The following is a 15,319-nucleotide window of genomic DNA, read 5'->3' as shown; positions in this document are numbered from 1 at the left end:
CCAACGGTCGATGGATGTGCGGCACGGTAGATGCCGGAACAAGTCCGGCATGACGGGAGGGGTTTAGTCGCGGGATCCCACTCTTTCGGCGCGCGGTTGACTCGATCGACTCAAGATTATCGTGTGGCCAGCGTCCTGGCGCGATCGGCGAGGCGCTCGACCGCCGCTGCATGGATGCCCGGCGTCGTCGCCAGCACGCCGAAGGCCTGGGCACTGGGCGTGTTGAAGAAGAGCGGCTTGCCGAAGGCGTCGCTGACGGTCGCGCCAGCCTCGGCTGCGATCAGCACCGCAGCCGCGACGTCCCATTCATAGCCCCAGCGCAAGGTCGCCACGAGATCGGCCTCGCCCGCCGCGACCATGGCGATGCGGAGCGCGATCGAATTGGGCTTGGCCACCGCGACCAGATCGCTGTCGACCTTGGGCAGCGTGTCCGTCGGCACACGCGCGCCGGAGAAGACCGCCCGGTCGCCGGTGCGGATCGGCAAGCCATTGAGCGTCGCGCCCCTGCCCGCCTCGGCGCGCCAGACCTCGCCGCGCGCGGGCGCGTCGAGCACGCCGATCAGCGGCTGGCCGTCCTCGACGAGCGCGATCGAGACCGCCCAGCCCTCCCGCCCGCGGACATAGTCGCGGGTGCCGTCGATCGGATCGACCACCCACAGGCGCGACTGCGACAGGCGATCGGCATTGTCGACCGTCTCCTCCGACAGCCAGCCAGCATCGGGCAGCAGCGCCGACAGACGCTGATGGAGCAGCGCGTCGACCTCGAGATCGACCTCGCACACCGGGTTGCCGGGACTCTTTTCCCATTGGCGGAAGTCAGTGCGCCACTTGGCCAGCGCCAGTGCGCCCGCCTCGGCAGCGATCGCGGCAATCGCGTCGGCCAGGTCCCCGGTACCGGGGCGATCAGCCACTCGCCACCGTCATGCCGTCGATGCGCAGGGTCGGCACATTGGTGCCGTAGCGGAATTCGAGGTCGTTGGCGGGCGTGAGGTTGAGGAACATGTCCTTCAGATTGCCCGCGATGGTGAATTCGGCGACCGGCGTGGTGATCTCGCCATCCTCGATCAGGAAACCCGCCGCGCCGCGGCTGTAATCGCCGGTCACGCCGTTGACGCCCATGCCGATCAGCTCGGTCACGAACACGCCGTGCTTGATGTCGGCGATCAGCGTCTCGCGCGGCATCGCGCCGGCGCACATATGCATGTTGCTGGTGGTGACGCCCGGACTGCCGCCCGCGCCGCGCGTGGCATGGCCGGTCGGCTCGAGCCCGAGCTGGCGCGCCGAGGCGCTGTCGAGCAGCCAGGTTTCGAGCATGCCGTGTGAGACGAACTCGGTCGGCGAGACAGGCAGGCCCTCGCCGTCGAACGGCCGCGAGCGCAGGCCCTGCGGCCGATGCGGATCGTCGCAGATGGTGACACCGCTCGAAAAGACCTGAGTACCGAGCGCGTCGAGCAGGAAGCTGGTCTTGCGCGAGATCGCCTGGCCGGAGATCGCCCCGATCAGATGGCCGAGCATGCTCGATCCGACCCGCGGATCGAACACCACCGGCATCGCGCCGCTGGCGAGACGGCCCGGGTTGAGCCGGGCGACCGCACGCTCGCCGGCGCGGGTGCCGATCGACAGGGCGTCCTCCAGCCTGGAGCGGTGCCGCGCGGAATGGTGCGCATAGTCGCGGACCATGTCGCCGCCCGATCCGGCGAGCACGCTGGCGGAGAGGCCGTAACCGGTCGCGGCATAGGCGCCGGCAAAGCCGTGGCTGGTGGCGAGCGCCCAGACCGCGCGCGAGGAGCTGGCGCCACCGCCTTCGCTGTTCGACACGCCGGCAACCGCACGCGCGGCGTCCTCGGCAGCGAGCGCGGCTTCCTTCAGCGCCTCGGGCGAGACAACGCCGCCATCGTCGAGATCGAGATGCGGCGGGGCGCCGTGGAGCAGGCGATTCTCCGGTGCCAGCCCGGCCCAGGCGTCCTCGGGCGCCTCGCGCGCCATGGCGACGGCGCGTTCGGCGAGCGTGGTGATCGCGGCGGACGACAGGTCCGAGGTGGAAACGCTGGCCGAGCGGCGGCCGACGAACACGCGCAGGCCAAGCTCGGCATTTTCGGACCGGCCGACATCCTCGAGCGCGCCGAGGCGGATCGACACGTCGAGCGCGGTATCGTCGACGAACACGGCGTCGGCGGCGTCGGCTCCGGCGGCCTTGGCCCGGGCAACTATGTCTTGGGCGCGGTCCCGCGCCTGATCGATCGTCAGCATCACGGCGACTTAGGGATGACGGCCGCGAAGGTCAAAGCGCTGAGGACACGCCGACGACAAAACATGCCGCGAACATCAGGAAGCCGGCGAAACGGTTCGAGCGGAAGCGGGCCAGCGCATTATCGCCGTCGTCCGTGCCGAGCGTCGCGACCTGCCAGGCGAAATGGAGCGCAACCGGGAGAAGCGCGAGGAGCGCGAGCGGATCGGGGCGCACCTGCCAGAAGGCGGCCGACCAGAAACCCAGGGCGATCAGGTAGAAGATCGCGACGCCCGGGCGCACCTGGCTGCCGAGCCGGCGCGCGGAGGAGCGGATGCCGACCAGCGCGTCATCCTCCTTGTCCTGGATCGCATAAATGGTGTCGTAGCCGACCACCCAGGCAATGGCGCCGGCATAGAGCAGCACCATCGCCGCGACGAGGTTCCACCAGCGCATCTCGAACATCGCCGCCTCGGCCGCCGCGAAGCCGACCACCGCGCCCGAGCTGAACACCAGTCCGAGCCACAGCTGCGGCCACCAGGTGATCCGTTTCATGAAAGGATAGATGGCGACGATCGGCAGGGTGAGCAGCGCCAGCCCCTTGGCGTAGATGTTGACGTGCCACCACACCGCGAAGCCGATCGCGACCAGGATCAGCAGCCAGATCCATGCGGCACGCACCGACACCTGTCCGCTGGCGAGCGGACGGTTGCGCGTGCGCTCGACGCTCGCGTCGAGCTCGCGATCGGCGATGTCGTTATAGACGCAGCCGGCGCCGCGCATCGCGATCGCGCCGACCAAGAGCCAGAGCAGCAGCCACCAGTCGCCCTGCCGGTTGCCCGACAGCGCCACGCCCCAGGCGCAGGGCCAGTAGAGCAGCCACCAGCCGATCGGCCGATCGAACCGGGCGAGCAGCGCATAGGGGCGGGCCGCCGGCGGCAACAGGCCGACAAGGCCGCGATGCTCGGTGTCGGGGACGATCTCGGGCACGATGGTCATGCCCCGTCTGTAACCCGGCGGACGCGGGCGGCAATCCGTCTTTAGCGCGACTGGGCGTTCTCGGTGACGACCTCGGCCTCATTGCTGACAGCCGAGTCGTTTCCCAGTTCGGCCAGATGCTTCGACAGACTGGCGGGCGCGCTACGCTCCTTGCCCAGCGGCCCGGTCCAGGGATTCATGCCGACGCAATAGCCCGACATGTTGCCGCACTGGCGGACTTCGCCCGTCTCGCTGTCGACCACGACGATGATCGTCTGATCGTCCGCCGTCGTGGCGCTGGATTGATCCTTGGTTTTGTCCGCCACCTTCATCTGCGACCAGAGCGGGTCGGCCGCATAAAGACCGATGCCGGCGTAGCGGCCGTGACGCATCTGTGGCGAGTCCCCCGATACGGTTGCCCGCTGGCAGCCGCCAAGGGCAACAGCCGCGATCAGTACGGCAAGTAACGACGCTTGCATGCTTTCTCTCCCACCCGTCCAGCGAAAGCATATCATAATAGTGGGAGTTGGATCGCGCGAATTCGTTCAGTGCGCCGCCATCATCTCCGCGCGCAGATGGGGCCAGTCGTCAAAGCCCCAGCGGTCGGGGCGTTCGATCCCGATGATCTCGTCATGGCCGGGGGCGCAATGCTCGGGCGTCAGCCGGCGGCGCCTGATCGCGCAGAAGAACGCGCGGACCGGCGGCGCCATGGGATTGGCAGCATTGCTGTCGAGCACCACGGCAAGGCGGTCGCTGCGCAGGCGGACGAGCCCGCCGATCGGATAGATGCCGATACACCCCGCAAAGGCTTCCAGCACATCCTGGTCGAAATGCCGGTCCGAGCTCTGCATCCAGCGCAGCGCTTCGCCGGGCGACCAGGGCTCCTTATAGGCCCGGGCCGAGGTGACGGCGTCATAGACGTCGCAGATCGCGCCCATCCGCGCATAGAGGCTGAGCGCCGGCCCACCCAGCCGATCGGGATAGCCCGCGCCGCCGACCTGCTCGTGATGATGGCGGCAAACGTCGAGCGCGATCTCCGGAATGCCGCCGCATTTGAGCAGCATGCGATAGCCGCGCTCGGCATGGGTGCGGACGATCGCGAACTCCTCGTCCGTGAGCGGCCCGGGCTTGTCGAGCAGATGCTGGGGAATCCTGGCCTTGCCGATATCGTGGAGCAGGCCGGCAAGACCGACATCGCGGATCAGCGTCTCGTCGAGCTTCAGGCGCCGCCCGAGGCTGATCATCAGCGCGCAGACCGCGACCGAATGAAGATAGGTATATTCGTGCCGCGCCTTGAGCTGAGTCACGCTGGTCAGCGCGAAGGGGTTGCGCGCCATCGACGCGGAGATCTCGTCCACCAGCGGGGTGAGCTGTTCGGCCCTGACCAGGTTGCCGAGGCGGATCTGCTCGAAGGTGCGGACGATCGCCGCCTTGGAGCGGGCGACGATCTGGATCGCGCGCTTGCGTTCCTGCTCCATGTCGGTCGGCTCGTGCGACAGGAAGGCGCGCGGCACGCCGGGTCGCGATGCCTTGCGTGCCGGCTCGATGGCGGGCGGCGCCGCCGCCGGGTCGGGCGCCAGCGGCGCGGAGGACGGCAGCGGACCTAGGCCCCGTTCGTCATCGATGACCACCGTGTCGATATCGCTGTCGCGGAGCATCTGCAGCGTGCGCGGCGTCAGGAGGAAGCTCGACCGCACGAACGGGTGATCGAACCACGATCCGTCAAGCGCATGGACGAACATGCCCAGCCGCGCCTGATCCGATCGCACCTTGTGCAGCATTGCCCCTCCCCCCGGTGGTCGGTACGTTTTAATGGCATCCCCCGTGCCGATACGCAGCATGCGCCGGCATTGGTTAAGAGGAGGTACCCAGGACCTCCGCAATTTCAGTAACTTGGATCAATGTGTATGCAGATTGCGCAGGCGATCCGAGAGACTTCGACAAGAGCGGCCCCGACGCGCTAACAGTCGGTCATGACCGCTACCCCCGCCTGGCCGCCGCAATCGACACCGCGACTCTTCGTCGAGACGCCGCTTAGCGAAGGCGTGCAGTTGCGCGTCGAGGGCGCGCCGGCGCATTACCTCCTGTCAGTGATGCGGACGAAACCGGGCGATCCGGTGAAGCTGTTCGATGGCGAGAGCGGCGAGTGGCTCGGCATCGCCACCGCGGTCAACAAGCGCGACCTGATGCTCGATGTGACCGAGCTTTTGCGCGAGCGCGAGGCAGTTCCCGACCTGTGGCTGTGCGCAGCGCCGTTGAAAAAGGGGCGAATCGACTGGATGGTGGAAAAGGCCTGCGAGCTGGGCGTCGCGCGGCTGGTGCCGGTCGTCACCCGACGTTCAGTGGTCGAGCGACCCAAGACCGAGCGGTTGCGCGCCCATATGATCGAGGCGGCCGAGCAATGCGGCCGGACCGCGGTGCCCGAACTGGCGGAGACGGTGAAGCTGCCGGCGTTGCTGCGCGACTGGCCGGCGGGGCGGACCCTGTTCTTCGCGGACGAGACCGGCGGCGTGCCCGCACTTGAGGCGATGCGCGCGGCCAAAGGGCCCGCGGCGATCCTGATCGGGCCCGAGGGTGGGTTCGATGCGGAGGAACGGGAGGCGATCCGGGCACTGCCGGATGCGGTGGGGATCGGGCTGGGGCCGCGCATCCTGCGCGCCGATACCGCAGCGGCGGCGGCGGTGAGTTTATGGATGGCAGCGGCCGGGGATTGGTCCCTCTAGCTTCGGACCTTTGTGCTCGCTACATGCGCGCCATGAGCACGAAGACCGTTTCAAAGAGCAACGCAGCGGTCATCGAGCACCGCGACCAGCTGATCCAGAGCTTCGCCAAGGGCGAGAAGCCGGTCGATCGCTGGCGGATCGGCACCGAGCACGAGAAGTTCGTCTATTCCCTCTCCGACCATCACGCGCCGAGCTATGACGAGCCCGGCGGCATCCTCGACCTGCTCGACGGCCTGACCGACTTCGGCTGGCGTCCGGTCGAGGAGGGCGGCAAGGTGATCGCGCTGGCCGGCCCGGACGGCAATATCAGCCTCGAGCCCGCCGGACAGTTCGAGCTGTCGGGCGCGCCGCTCGACAATCTGCACGAGACCTGCGCCGAGACCGGCCGGCACCTGGAGCAGGTGAAGGCGATCGGCGACAAGTTCGGCATCGGTTTCCTCGGCCTCGGCATGTGGCCGGACAAGACCCGCGCCGAGCTGCCGATCATGCCCAAGGGGCGCTACGCCATCATGCTGCGGCACATGCCGCGCGTCGGCAGCCTCGGCCTCGACATGATGCTCAGGACCTGCACCATCCAGGTCAATCTCGATTACGAGACCGAAGCCGACATGGCGAAGAAGTTCCGCGTCGGGCTCGCGTTGCAGCCGCTGGCGACCGCGCTGTTCGCCAATTCGCCCTTCACCGAGGGCAAGCCCAACGGCATGCTGAGCTATCGCAGCCATATCTGGTCGGACACCGATCCGGCGCGCACCGGCATGCTGCCCTTCGTGTTCGAGGACGGGTTCGGTTATGAGCGCTATGCCGAATACGCGCTCGATGTGCCGATGTACTTCGTCTACCGCGACGGCCGTTATATCGACGCGGCGGGCCTGAGCTTCCGCGATTTCCTGAAGGGCGAGCTGTCGGTGCTGCCGGGCGAGCTGCCGACGCTCGACGACTGGAACGACCATCTTTCGACCGCCTTTCCCGAGGTGCGGCTGAAGACCTTCCTCGAGATGCGCGGTGCCGATGGCGGGCCCTGGGGGCGGATCTGCGCCCTGCCTGCGCTCTGGGTCGGGTTGCTCTATGACGGCACCGCGCTCGATGCGGCATGGGACGTGGTGAAGCACTGGACGATCGACGAGCGCCAGGCGCTGCGCGATTCAGTGCCGAGGCTGGCACTCGGCGCGCCGATCCCCGGCGGCGGTAAGCTGCGCGACATTGCAGGCGAAGTGCTCGACATCGCCAATGCCGGCCTCGCCGCGCGGGCACGCTTCGATGCGTCGGGCAGCAACGAGACGGGCTTCCTCGATCCGCTGCGCGAGATCGTGCGATCGGGCAAGGTGCCGGCGCAGGTGCTGTTGGACAAATATCATGGGGCCTGGGGCGGCGACGTCTCGAAGGTCTATGACGAGATGCGATTCTAGTCCCTCCGGCTCCCTTGGAGGGTCGCCGAAAAATTTTTTTGAAAAATTTTTTGCGACCGTGTCGATTCCCGCACGGCTCGCTCGACGTGTCTGCAGAGTGTATCTTTAACGGGATGGAGCATCCCGGGATCGCTCCTGAGGAGACTATCGATGCGTGTAATGGTGATCATGAAGGCAAGTGCCGAGTCCGAAGCCGAAATCATGCCGAGCGAGCAGCTGCTGGCCGATATGACGGCCTTTAACGAAGAGCTGGTGAAGGCCGGCCTCATGCTGGGCGGCGAAGGGTTGCGCGCCTCGTCATTGGGCGCCCGCGTCCGCTTCGAGGGGAAGGACAAGACCAGCGTGCTCAACGGCCCGTTCGCCGAGACCAAGGAGCTGATCGCCGGTTTCTGGCTGCTCCAGGTCAAATCGATGGACGAGGCGATCGAGTGGGTCCGCCGCGTGCCCAACACCGACGGGGCGCATCACGAGATCGAGATCCGTCGGGTATTCGAAGCCGCCGATTTCGGCGAAGCCTTCACGCCCGAACTGCAGGCGCGCGAAGAGGCGATGCGCAACCAGACCGGCAATTACGGCGAATCCAAAGCGTAGGTGAATCGATACCACCCTCCTCTCCGGTGGGAGAGGATACGGAGACTTGAGAGCGCAGCGATCTAGTCGAAGTTGGTGAGGGGCTCCGGGAGCTATCGAGAGCTCCCGGAGCCCCTCTCCAAGTTACGCTAGGCAGCAAGCTACCAAGCTTCACTATCAGTTTTGCCGGGCGACAGGTCGAAATGCCCCCCGGGCATTTCTCAATCATGCCGGGGGCATGATTGACCTGACTCCAGGCAAAACTCCCACTGGAGAGGAAGAAGGCGGCGATCTACCCGACTTGCCCCGGCCGTTCCCATGGCTAGAAAGCCGCCATGGGAACGGTGGAGACCTTGCGGGCGGTCGAGACGGTCTGGCGGATCGAATCCGCCAGGCTGATCGCCGGGCTGGCCCGCCTCACCCGCGATCTTTCGCAGGCCGAGGAGCTGGCGCAGGAAGCGCTCGAGGCAGCGCTCCGGCAATGGCCGGAGGAAGGCGTGCCGCGCAATCCGGGTGCCTGGCTGATGGCGGCGGGCAAGCGCCGCGCGGTCGACGGCTTCCGGCGGTCGAGCATGATCGAGCGCAAGCACCGGGAACTGGCCGACGAGCTCGATCCAGTCGACCTGTCGGCCGAGACGATCGAGGACAGGATCGATGACGATATCGGCGACGAGCTGCTCGCGCTGATCTTCACGGCCTGCCACCCGGTGCTCGGCACCGAGGCGCGGGTCGCGCTGACGCTCAAGCTGATCGCGGGTCTTTCCACCGAAGAGATCGCCAACGCGTTCCTGACATCCGAGACGACGGTCGCGCAGCGGATCGTGCGCGCCAAGAAAGCGCTGGCCAATGCCGATGTCGCCTATGAAGTGCCGCGTGGCGCCGAGCGCGATGCGCGGCTCTGCTCCGTGCTCGAGGTCATCTATCTCATCTTCAGCGAAGGCTATTCCCCGGCGGCTGAAGATGCCTGGACCCGGCCGGCGCTGTGCGAGGAAGCGATGCGGCTCGGGCGGATCCTGGCCGGGCTCGCCCCGGGGGATGCCGAGGTGCACGGGCTGATCGCGCTGATGGAGTTGCAGGCATCGCGGCTGCCCACGCGCACCGGGCCGGACGGTGCGCCGGTGCTGCTGCTCGACCAGGACCGGTCGCGCTGGGACCGGACCCTGATCCAGCATGGGCTCAAGGCACTGGCGGTCGCGGAACGAACGTCGCCGTCAGGTCCCTACACGCTGCAGGCCGCCATCGCTGCCTGCCATGCCCGCGCGCTGACGCCGGAAGCGACCGATTGGGCGGGCATCGCCGCGCGGTATGACGATCTGTACCGGGTGCTGCCCTCGCCCGTGGTCGATCTCAACCGCGCGGTCGCGAAGGCGATGGCGTATGGGCCGGCTGTGGGGCTGGCGCTGGTCGACGGGATCATCGCTGAAGGGTCGCTCGGCGACTATCATCTGCTGTTCAGCGTGCGGGGCGAGTTCCTGACCCGGCTGGGGCGGAACGATGAGGCGCGATGCGCCTTGCTCAAGGCGGCGACGCTGGCGCGCAGCGTTCGGGAACGGAAACTGATGGAGGAGCGCGCCGCCGCGCTCGCTTAGTCCCGCACCGGAGCCGGCCGGCCCAGCATCCAGCCGATGAAGCGCGGCACCATGCCGTTGCGCGCCATCCAGTCGGAATAGTCGCGATAGGCCGGGTCGAGGCCGAGATGTCGCTCCTCCGTCTTCGCCCGCCAGTAATAGACCCCGCTGACCGCGCTCATCAGCAGCACGGCGCGGCCGGCATCGACGACGCTGCCCGTGGTCAGGAACGGGATGGTCGAGATCCACCAGAACAGGTTCTTCGACAGATAGGCCGGGTGGCGCGAAAAGGCATAGGGGCCATGCGTCAGGATGCCGCGATGCGTCAGGTTCGAGAAGCGGAAGCCGAAGGCGATCGTCGCCCAGGCATAGATGCCGGTGAGCCCGACCAGGATCGCACCGACCAGCCCCAGCAGGATCGGATGGCCCTGGAACCAGTGAGTCCAGTCAGCCGTGCCGATATGATAATCGAGCGGGCCGCCGTCGCTCATCAGGATGAAGGGCGGATAGCAGATCAGCGCCGCCATCCAGCCCGCCGCATAAGGGTTGGCGGTGCGGATATGCGAATCGAGCGGGCGCAGCGCGACGATATAGCCGACGGTCGCGAAGGCGACGTCGATAGTGAACATGAAAGTGATCAGCCAGTTCGCCATCGCCACGGGATCGTGCAGCACCTGGCTGGTGTCGGCGCGGATGAACTCGCCGAAGCCGGGGGGCACGATCGCGACCATGAAGGCCGTGAAGAACGCCTTCACGCCCCAGCTGCGCAGATGATTGAAGATCGCCTCGCGGTCGACCGGTTCCTTCAGGCCCATCAGCCAGGCGCCGAGCGACCAGCAGCCGTCCTTCGGCTCGACCGCATAACGATCGAGGATGAGGATATAGGGAATGGAGGCGACGAACAGCACCGGCGCGGCGAGGCCGAAGCACCACATGGCGAAAGCGAAATTGCCCTCCCAATAGAAGCGCCCGGTGCCGTAGATCAACGCGATACCGGCCCAGGTCAGCCACAGCCCGGCGAGCTTGGTCATGCTCACATCGATCGTCTCGCGCCATGGCTTCGCGGTGGACCAGTCGAGCCCGGTGGTGGGATTGCGGTGGACCTTGTCGACAAACACCGACCAGAGGATCATCGGCAGCGCGCAGGCAGCGACATTGACCAAAGCCGCATAGGGCCCGTCCATGCCGAACCAGCGCGCGATGCCCACCCAGGTCAGCAGGCCGGCGAGGCCCGCCAGTCCGACACCGGTGCTGACGGCGGATTTCGGCCGCGGATCGACCTTGGCGGCACTCGCGAGGGACGTGTCGTGGAACATCGCGCGAGGAGATAGCGCGGGAATGGTAAGCAAGCCGTGAAGGATAGAGGGCGAGCTGCGACTTGCGTCACCCATTCCAGTCACCCTCACCCTTCCCACTCGGCTTCGCCGAGCGGGCCCCTTCCCTCTCCCGGCGGGAGAGGGAGGGAGCCGCCGAAGGCGGCGGAAGGGTGAGGGTGAGCGGCTTGGGCTTTGGCCCATCGGCGCGCCGCTCCGCAAAAGCACCTTCTCCGCGAACGGTGCGGGTTGCGCGCATCGGCGCTTGCCGGTAATTCGCCCTCAGCGCGGGTATAGCACAATGGTAGTGCAGCAGCCTTCCAAGCTGAATACGCGGGTTCGATTCCCGCTACCCGCTCCACAACCAACCTGTGTGGGATCAGCACCGTATGGCCGCCACCACGCTTGCCGAGGCGAGGGCCGCGATCGTTGCGGTCGGGCGCTGGCTCGACGGCAAGGGCTGGGCCCCCGCTACCGCCGGCAATTATTCGATGCGGCTGGACGACGGCACGTTCGCGGTGACGGTGTCGGGCCGCCACAAGGGCCGGCTGACCGAGGATGATGTGATGCGGGTCGATGCAGCCGGCGTTTCGCTCGACGGCAAGAAACCGTCGGCCGAAACCGCCCTGCACCTCGCGCTCTATCGCGACTTTCCCGATGCGGGCGCAGTGCTGCACAGCCACTCGCCCGCTGCGGTGGGCCTGAGCCGGGCCTTTCCAGATCACAGCTACACACTCGCCGGGCACGAGATGCTGAAGGCGCTGCCCGGCATCGCCACACACGAAACGAGCATCGACCTGCCGATCGTCGACAACAGCCAGGACATGGCCGTGATCGATGCCGCGATGGCACCGCGATTGCTGGCGCCGGGCGCTGCACCCGCTTATCTTATCCGCAGCCACGGCCTGTACGGCTGGGGCCGCGACATGGCCGAGGCAGAGCGCGTGATCGAGGCGGTCGAATGGATGATCGCCGCCGAACTGGCCGAGGCTGGTTTCCGGTACGTTTCAGGACGGGGGAGCGAAGCATGAGCCATTTGCAGGTGTTCGATGAGACCGACGGCGCCACCCCGTTGCTCGACACGTCCGACGGAGCGACGATCGCCGCCGAGCTGGCAACGATCGGCGTCCGGTTCGAACGCTGGCCGACGCGTCCCCTGCCCGATGCGGCAGCGATCCTCGATGTCTACGCGCCTGAGATCGAACGGCTGAAGGCTGAGGCCGGTTATCGGTCGGTCGACGTGGTGGCGCTGGCGCCCGACCATCCCGATCGCGAAATGCTGCGCAGCAAATTCCTGTCCGAGCATACGCATGGCGAGGACGAGGTCCGCTTCTTCGTCGATGGCGAGGGTCTGTTCACGCTGCATGAGGGCGGCCGGGTGTTCAACATGCTGTGCACCACAGGCGACCTGATCTCCGTGCCCGCCGGCATGAAGCACTGGTTCGACATGGGGCCGGCGCCGCGCTTCACTGCGATCCGGCTGTTCGTCAATCCGGATGGCTGGGTGGCGCGCTTCACCGGCGACAGCATCGCCGATCGCTTTCCGCGCCACGAACCCGCCCTCACCTGAATGCCCCGCGCGATCCTGACTGACATCGAGGGCACGACCTCAAGCATCGCCTTCGTGGCAGAGACGCTGTTTCCCTATGCGCGCGAGCGGTTGCGGGCCTTCGTCGCGGCGCACCCGGATGCGGCCGCGCCGATCCTCGCCGAAGTGGCTGCAGCAGAGCCGGGCGACCCCGTCGCGACTCTGACGCGCTGGATCGACGAGGATCGTAAGGCCACGCCGCTCAAGACGCTGCAGGGGATGATCTGGGAAGACGGCTATCGCGAGGGCGCGTTCACCGGACATATCTATGCCGATGCGGTAGCGGCGCTGAGACGCTGGCATGTGGCGGGAATCGCGCTCTACGTCTTCTCATCAGGGTCGGTTGCGGCGCAGAAATTGCTGTTCGGGCACAGCGACGCGGGCGACCTGACACCGCTCTTCTCGGGCTATTTCGACACGACCACTGGGCCGAAGCGCGAGGCCGCGTCCTATACGGCGATCGCCGGCGCGATCGGGCTCGAACCGGGCGACATATTGTTCCTGTCGGATACGCCGCAGGAGATCGCCGCTGCGCGCGGGGCCGGCATGCAGGCCCTGCTGATCGATCGCGACGGCAGCTCGGGCGACATCACAACTTTCGGGGATATCACGGCATGAAGCTCGAAGGGTCGCACCAGCGATCGATCCGGCGCACCACCGACGGGCGCGGCGCCTGCATCATGGATCAGCGCGAGCTGCCGTGGAAGATCGTCTGGATCGAGCTGCGCACCGCCGCCGAGGCCGAGCGGGCGATCCGCGAAATGTGGACGCGCGGGGCACCGCTGATCGGGGCGACCGCGGCCTATGGCCTGGCGATGGCGCTCGCCGAGGATGGGTCGGACGCAGCGCTCGATGCCGCCTATGCGACCCTGCTCGCCGCGCGGCCGACGGCGGTCAACCTGCGCTGGGCGCTCGACAAGCTGGTCGAAGCCGTGCGCCCCCTGCCCCCGGGCGAGCGCGCCGCCGCCGCCTTCGCGCGGGCCGACGCGATCTGCGACGAGGATGTGGAGCTGAACCGCGCGATCGGCGAGCATGGGCTGGAGCTGTTCCGGGAAATGCACGCAAAGAACCCTGACCGGCCGCTCAACATCCTGACTCATTGCAATGCCGGGTGGCTGGCGACGGTCGATTACGGCACCGCGACCGCGCCAATCTATCTGGCGCATGATGCCGGCATTCCCGTGCATGTCTGGGTCGACGAGACCCGCCCGCGCAACCAGGGCGCCCTGCTCACTGCGTTCGAGCTGGCCGGTCACGGCGTGCCGCATACGGTGATCGCCGACAATGCCGGCGGGCATCTGATGATGCAGGGGCAGGTCGACGCGGTGATCGTCGGTACCGACCGGGTCACCGCCAATGGCGATGTATGCAACAAGATCGGGACCTATCTGAAGGCCCTCGCGGCGAAGGACAATGACGTGCCCTTCTATGTCGCGCTGCCCTACACGACCTTCGATGCGGCGACCGCCACCGGCGCCGACATCCCGATTGAGGAACGCAGCGCCGACGAGGTGACTCACGTTGTTGGCGAAGGCGGCAGAATCCGTGTAACGGCGTCAGGCGCGGCCAACCCGGCCTTCGACGTGACACCAGCGCGGCTGGTCACCGGCTACCTCACGGAGCGCGGGCTGTTGGATCGAGTTGACGATTAATGTCACACTCTCCAACAAAAGGACGATTTCCGGATACCAATTAAGCCATTAATATATAATGATATTATCTGATAATGTCGATGTTCGTCACGGCGCAAAATGCCGTAGGGGCATGACAAAAGTCCGCGCCGAAAAGCTCAGGGCCGCCTGACCATCCGCTCCAATGCCGCATCGAGCGTCGCATCCTGCTTGGCGAAGCATAGCCGCACCACGCTGGTCACCGCGTCCTTCGCGTAGAAGGCGGAGAACGGCACCGAGACCACCCCCGCTTCCTCGATCAGCCAGTTGCAGAACTGCACGTCGCCCATGTTCACGCCCGATCGCGGCAGGTCGATCGCGAGGAAATAGGTCGCGGCGCTGGGCAGCACGGCATAGCCGAGCTTTTCCAGGCCCGACGCCAGACGGTCGCGCGAGCGCTGATAGCCCGCGCGCATGTCCGTGAAATAAGCCGGGTCCTTACCCAGGCCGTACGCCGCCCCCGCTTGCAAATTGGGCGGGGTGGTGAAGGTGAGGAACTGATGCGCCTTGGCCAGCACCTGCGCGATCGGCGGGGCGGCGCACATCCAGCCGACTTTCCAGCCGGTCAGCGAGAAGATCTTGCCGGCCGACCCGATCTTCACCGTGCGCTCGCGCATACCGGGAAAGGCAATTAGCGGGCGGTGCGCGGCGCCGTCGAACACGACATGCTCCCACACCTCGTCGCAGATCGCGATCGCATCATGGCTGATGCAGAAATCGGCGAGCAGCGACAGCTCGGCGTCGGTCATCATCGTGCCCGTAGGGTTGAGCGGGTTGTTGAGGATCAGCAGCTTGGTGCGCGGACCAGCCACCGCCGCCAGCGCCTCGGCCGTGATGCGCCATTCGGGCGGCTCGAGCCGCACCAGCTTCGCCACGCCGCCCGCGCGCTCGACCAGCGGCAGATAGGCATCGTAGAGCGGCTGGAACATCACCACTTCGTCGCCCGGCGTGATCAGCGCGAGGATCGCCGCGGCCAGTGCCTCGGTGGCGCCCGAGGTGACGATCACTTCCTGCGAGGTGAGGTCGAGCCCCTGATGCACCGCATAATGATCGGCCACCGCCTGGCGCAGCGCCGCGGTGCCGGGCATCGGCGGATATTGGTTCGAATCCTCGAGCAGCGCGCGGGCTGCCTCGGCGAGGACATCCTCCGGCCCGCGACCGTCAGGGAAACCCTGGCCCAGGTTGATCGCGCCGGTCTCCCGCGCGCGGGCTGACATGGCCTCGAAGATGGTGGTGCCGAGCGACGCATAGATCGGGTTCATGGCGCCTCCATGCC

The 15,319-nt window shown here is 67.0% G+C and carries 15 protein-coding genes and 1 tRNA gene; 9 read left to right on the top strand and 7 right to left on the bottom strand.

Going from position 1 to position 15,319, the window contains the following annotated elements; all coding sequences use genetic code 11:
• Nucleotides 1–116: 116 nt before the first annotated feature.
• The 5 genes from WC729_RS23580 to WC729_RS23560 all read right to left on the bottom strand — a co-directional run bounded on the left by WC729_RS23580 (nt 117) and on the right by WC729_RS23560 (nt 4,986).
• Nucleotides 117–911, bottom strand: coding sequence for a 3'(2'),5'-bisphosphate nucleotidase CysQ (locus WC729_RS23580; RefSeq protein WP_372856899.1), 795 nt, complete (start codon nt 909–911; stop codon nt 117–119).
• Nucleotides 904–2,250 carry a TldD/PmbA family protein gene (locus tag WC729_RS23575; protein ID WP_372856898.1) on the bottom strand — a complete coding sequence of 449 codons (1,347 nt, stop codon included), beginning with the start codon at nt 2,248–2,250 and terminating at the stop codon, nt 904–906. Before WC729_RS23575 ends, WC729_RS23580 begins: the two co-directional genes overlap by 8 nt.
• 31 nt (nt 2,251–2,281) lie before the next feature.
• Entirely contained in the window at nt 2,282–3,226 is a 945-nt protein-coding gene (gene ubiA / locus WC729_RS23570; RefSeq protein WP_372856897.1) for a 4-hydroxybenzoate octaprenyltransferase, read from the bottom strand.
• 41 nt (nt 3,227–3,267) lie between these two features.
• The gene (locus WC729_RS23565) at nt 3,268–3,684 is read right to left on the bottom strand and encodes a hypothetical protein (protein WP_372856896.1); all 417 of its coding nucleotides are present in this window, start codon (nt 3,682–3,684) and stop codon (nt 3,268–3,270) included.
• Nucleotides 3,685–3,750: 66 nt separating this feature from the next.
• Nucleotides 3,751–4,986 carry an HD-GYP domain-containing protein gene (locus tag WC729_RS23560; RefSeq protein ID WP_372856895.1) on the bottom strand — a complete coding sequence of 412 codons (1,236 nt, stop codon included), beginning with the start codon at nt 4,984–4,986 and terminating at the stop codon, nt 3,751–3,753.
• A 192-nt stretch (nt 4,987–5,178) separates the two neighbouring features.
• Here WC729_RS23560 and WC729_RS23555 point away from each other — a divergent pair, with 192 nt between their 5' ends.
• The 4 genes from WC729_RS23555 (at nt 5,179) to WC729_RS23540 (ending at nt 9,493) form a co-directional block, all read left to right on the top strand.
• A complete protein-coding gene (locus WC729_RS23555) occupies nt 5,179–5,928 on the top strand; it encodes a 16S rRNA (uracil(1498)-N(3))-methyltransferase (RefSeq protein ID WP_372856894.1) in 750 nt (249 codons plus the stop codon).
• Nucleotides 5,929–5,960: 32 nt separating this feature from the next.
• Nucleotides 5,961–7,334 (top strand): glutamate--cysteine ligase, encoded by a 1,374-nt coding sequence (locus WC729_RS23550; protein ID WP_372856893.1) that lies wholly within the window; start codon nt 5,961–5,963, stop codon nt 7,332–7,334.
• Nucleotides 7,335–7,484: 150 nt separating this feature from the next.
• Entirely contained in the window at nt 7,485–7,925 is a 441-nt protein-coding gene (locus WC729_RS23545) for a YciI family protein (protein WP_372856892.1), read from the top strand.
• 314 nt (nt 7,926–8,239) lie between these two features.
• A complete protein-coding gene (locus WC729_RS23540; protein ID WP_372856891.1) occupies nt 8,240–9,493 on the top strand; it encodes an RNA polymerase sigma factor in 1,254 nt (417 codons plus the stop codon).
• Here the strand turns inward: WC729_RS23540 and WC729_RS23535 are convergent.
• Nucleotides 9,490–10,788 (bottom strand): isoprenylcysteine carboxylmethyltransferase family protein, encoded by a 1,299-nt coding sequence (locus WC729_RS23535; RefSeq protein ID WP_372856890.1) that lies wholly within the window; start codon nt 10,786–10,788, stop codon nt 9,490–9,492. The genes WC729_RS23540 and WC729_RS23535 overlap by 4 nt on opposite strands.
• Before the next feature lie 284 nt (nt 10,789–11,072).
• On the opposite strand from WC729_RS23535, the gene WC729_RS23530 reads away from it, so the two are divergent.
• The 5 genes from WC729_RS23530 to mtnA all read left to right on the top strand — a co-directional run bounded on the left by WC729_RS23530 (nt 11,073) and on the right by mtnA (nt 14,025).
• Nucleotides 11,073–11,146 (top strand) — tRNA-Gly (locus WC729_RS23530).
• A 28-nt stretch (nt 11,147–11,174) separates the two neighbouring features.
• Nucleotides 11,175–11,816, top strand: a complete 642-nt coding sequence (locus WC729_RS23525) for a methylthioribulose 1-phosphate dehydratase (RefSeq protein ID WP_372856889.1) — start codon at nt 11,175–11,177, stop codon at nt 11,814–11,816.
• On the top strand, nt 11,813–12,355 hold the full coding sequence (locus WC729_RS23520) for an acireductone dioxygenase (protein ID WP_372856888.1): 543 nt from the start codon (nt 11,813–11,815) through the stop codon (nt 12,353–12,355). The genes WC729_RS23525 and WC729_RS23520 overlap by 4 nt, the downstream gene beginning before the upstream one ends.
• Nucleotides 12,356–12,991, top strand: coding sequence for an acireductone synthase (gene mtnC / locus WC729_RS23515; RefSeq protein WP_372856887.1), 636 nt, complete (start codon nt 12,356–12,358; stop codon nt 12,989–12,991).
• Nucleotides 12,988–14,025, top strand: a complete 1,038-nt coding sequence (mtnA, locus tag WC729_RS23510) for an S-methyl-5-thioribose-1-phosphate isomerase (protein WP_372856886.1) — start codon at nt 12,988–12,990, stop codon at nt 14,023–14,025. The genes mtnC and mtnA overlap by 4 nt, the downstream gene beginning before the upstream one ends.
• Before the next feature lie 137 nt (nt 14,026–14,162).
• Here mtnA and WC729_RS23505 read toward each other — a convergent pair whose 3' ends face one another.
• Nucleotides 14,163–15,305: an aminotransferase gene (locus tag WC729_RS23505; RefSeq protein WP_372856885.1), complete on the bottom strand. Its 1,143-nt coding sequence runs from the start codon at nt 15,303–15,305 to the stop codon at nt 14,163–14,165.
• Nucleotides 15,306–15,319 lie beyond the last annotated feature (14 nt).

It is taken from the genome of Sphingomonas sp., from assembly GCF_041661825.1.
GTDB lineage: Bacteria > Pseudomonadota > Alphaproteobacteria > Sphingomonadales > Sphingomonadaceae > Sphingomonas.
The sequence above is the reverse complement of the archived record's forward strand: the minus strand, read 5'-3'. Positions and strand labels throughout refer to the sequence as shown.

What these genes read in the sequence shown, in the direction of transcription:
- WC729_RS23575 (WP_372856898.1), bottom strand. Translation starts at nt 2,250, where the DNA reads ATGCTGACGATCGATCAGGCGCGGGACCGCGCCCAAGACATAGTTGCC.
- ubiA (WP_372856897.1), bottom strand. Translation starts at nt 3,226, where the DNA reads ATGACCATCGTGCCCGAGATCGTCCCCGACACCGAGCATCGCGGCCTT.
- WC729_RS23565 (WP_372856896.1), bottom strand. Translation starts at nt 3,684, where the DNA reads ATGCAAGCGTCGTTACTTGCCGTACTGATCGCGGCTGTTGCCCTTGGC.
- WC729_RS23560 (WP_372856895.1), bottom strand. Translation starts at nt 4,986, where the DNA reads ATGCTGCACAAGGTGCGATCGGATCAGGCGCGGCTGGGCATGTTCGTC.
- WC729_RS23555 (WP_372856894.1), top strand. Translation starts at nt 5,179, where the DNA reads ATGACCGCTACCCCCGCCTGGCCGCCGCAATCGACACCGCGACTCTTC.
- WC729_RS23550 (WP_372856893.1), top strand. Translation starts at nt 5,961, where the DNA reads ATGAGCACGAAGACCGTTTCAAAGAGCAACGCAGCGGTCATCGAGCAC.
- WC729_RS23545 (WP_372856892.1), top strand. Translation starts at nt 7,485, where the DNA reads ATGCGTGTAATGGTGATCATGAAGGCAAGTGCCGAGTCCGAAGCCGAA.
- WC729_RS23540 (WP_372856891.1), top strand. Translation starts at nt 8,240, where the DNA reads ATGGGAACGGTGGAGACCTTGCGGGCGGTCGAGACGGTCTGGCGGATC.
- WC729_RS23535 (WP_372856890.1), bottom strand. Translation starts at nt 10,788, where the DNA reads ATGTTCCACGACACGTCCCTCGCGAGTGCCGCCAAGGTCGATCCGCGG.
- WC729_RS23525 (WP_372856889.1), top strand. Translation starts at nt 11,175, where the DNA reads ATGGCCGCCACCACGCTTGCCGAGGCGAGGGCCGCGATCGTTGCGGTC.
- WC729_RS23520 (WP_372856888.1), top strand. Translation starts at nt 11,813, where the DNA reads ATGAGCCATTTGCAGGTGTTCGATGAGACCGACGGCGCCACCCCGTTG.
- mtnC (WP_372856887.1), top strand. Translation starts at nt 12,356, where the DNA reads ATGCCCCGCGCGATCCTGACTGACATCGAGGGCACGACCTCAAGCATC.
- mtnA (WP_372856886.1), top strand. Translation starts at nt 12,988, where the DNA reads ATGAAGCTCGAAGGGTCGCACCAGCGATCGATCCGGCGCACCACCGAC.
- WC729_RS23505 (WP_372856885.1), bottom strand. Translation starts at nt 15,305, where the DNA reads ATGAACCCGATCTATGCGTCGCTCGGCACCACCATCTTCGAGGCCATG.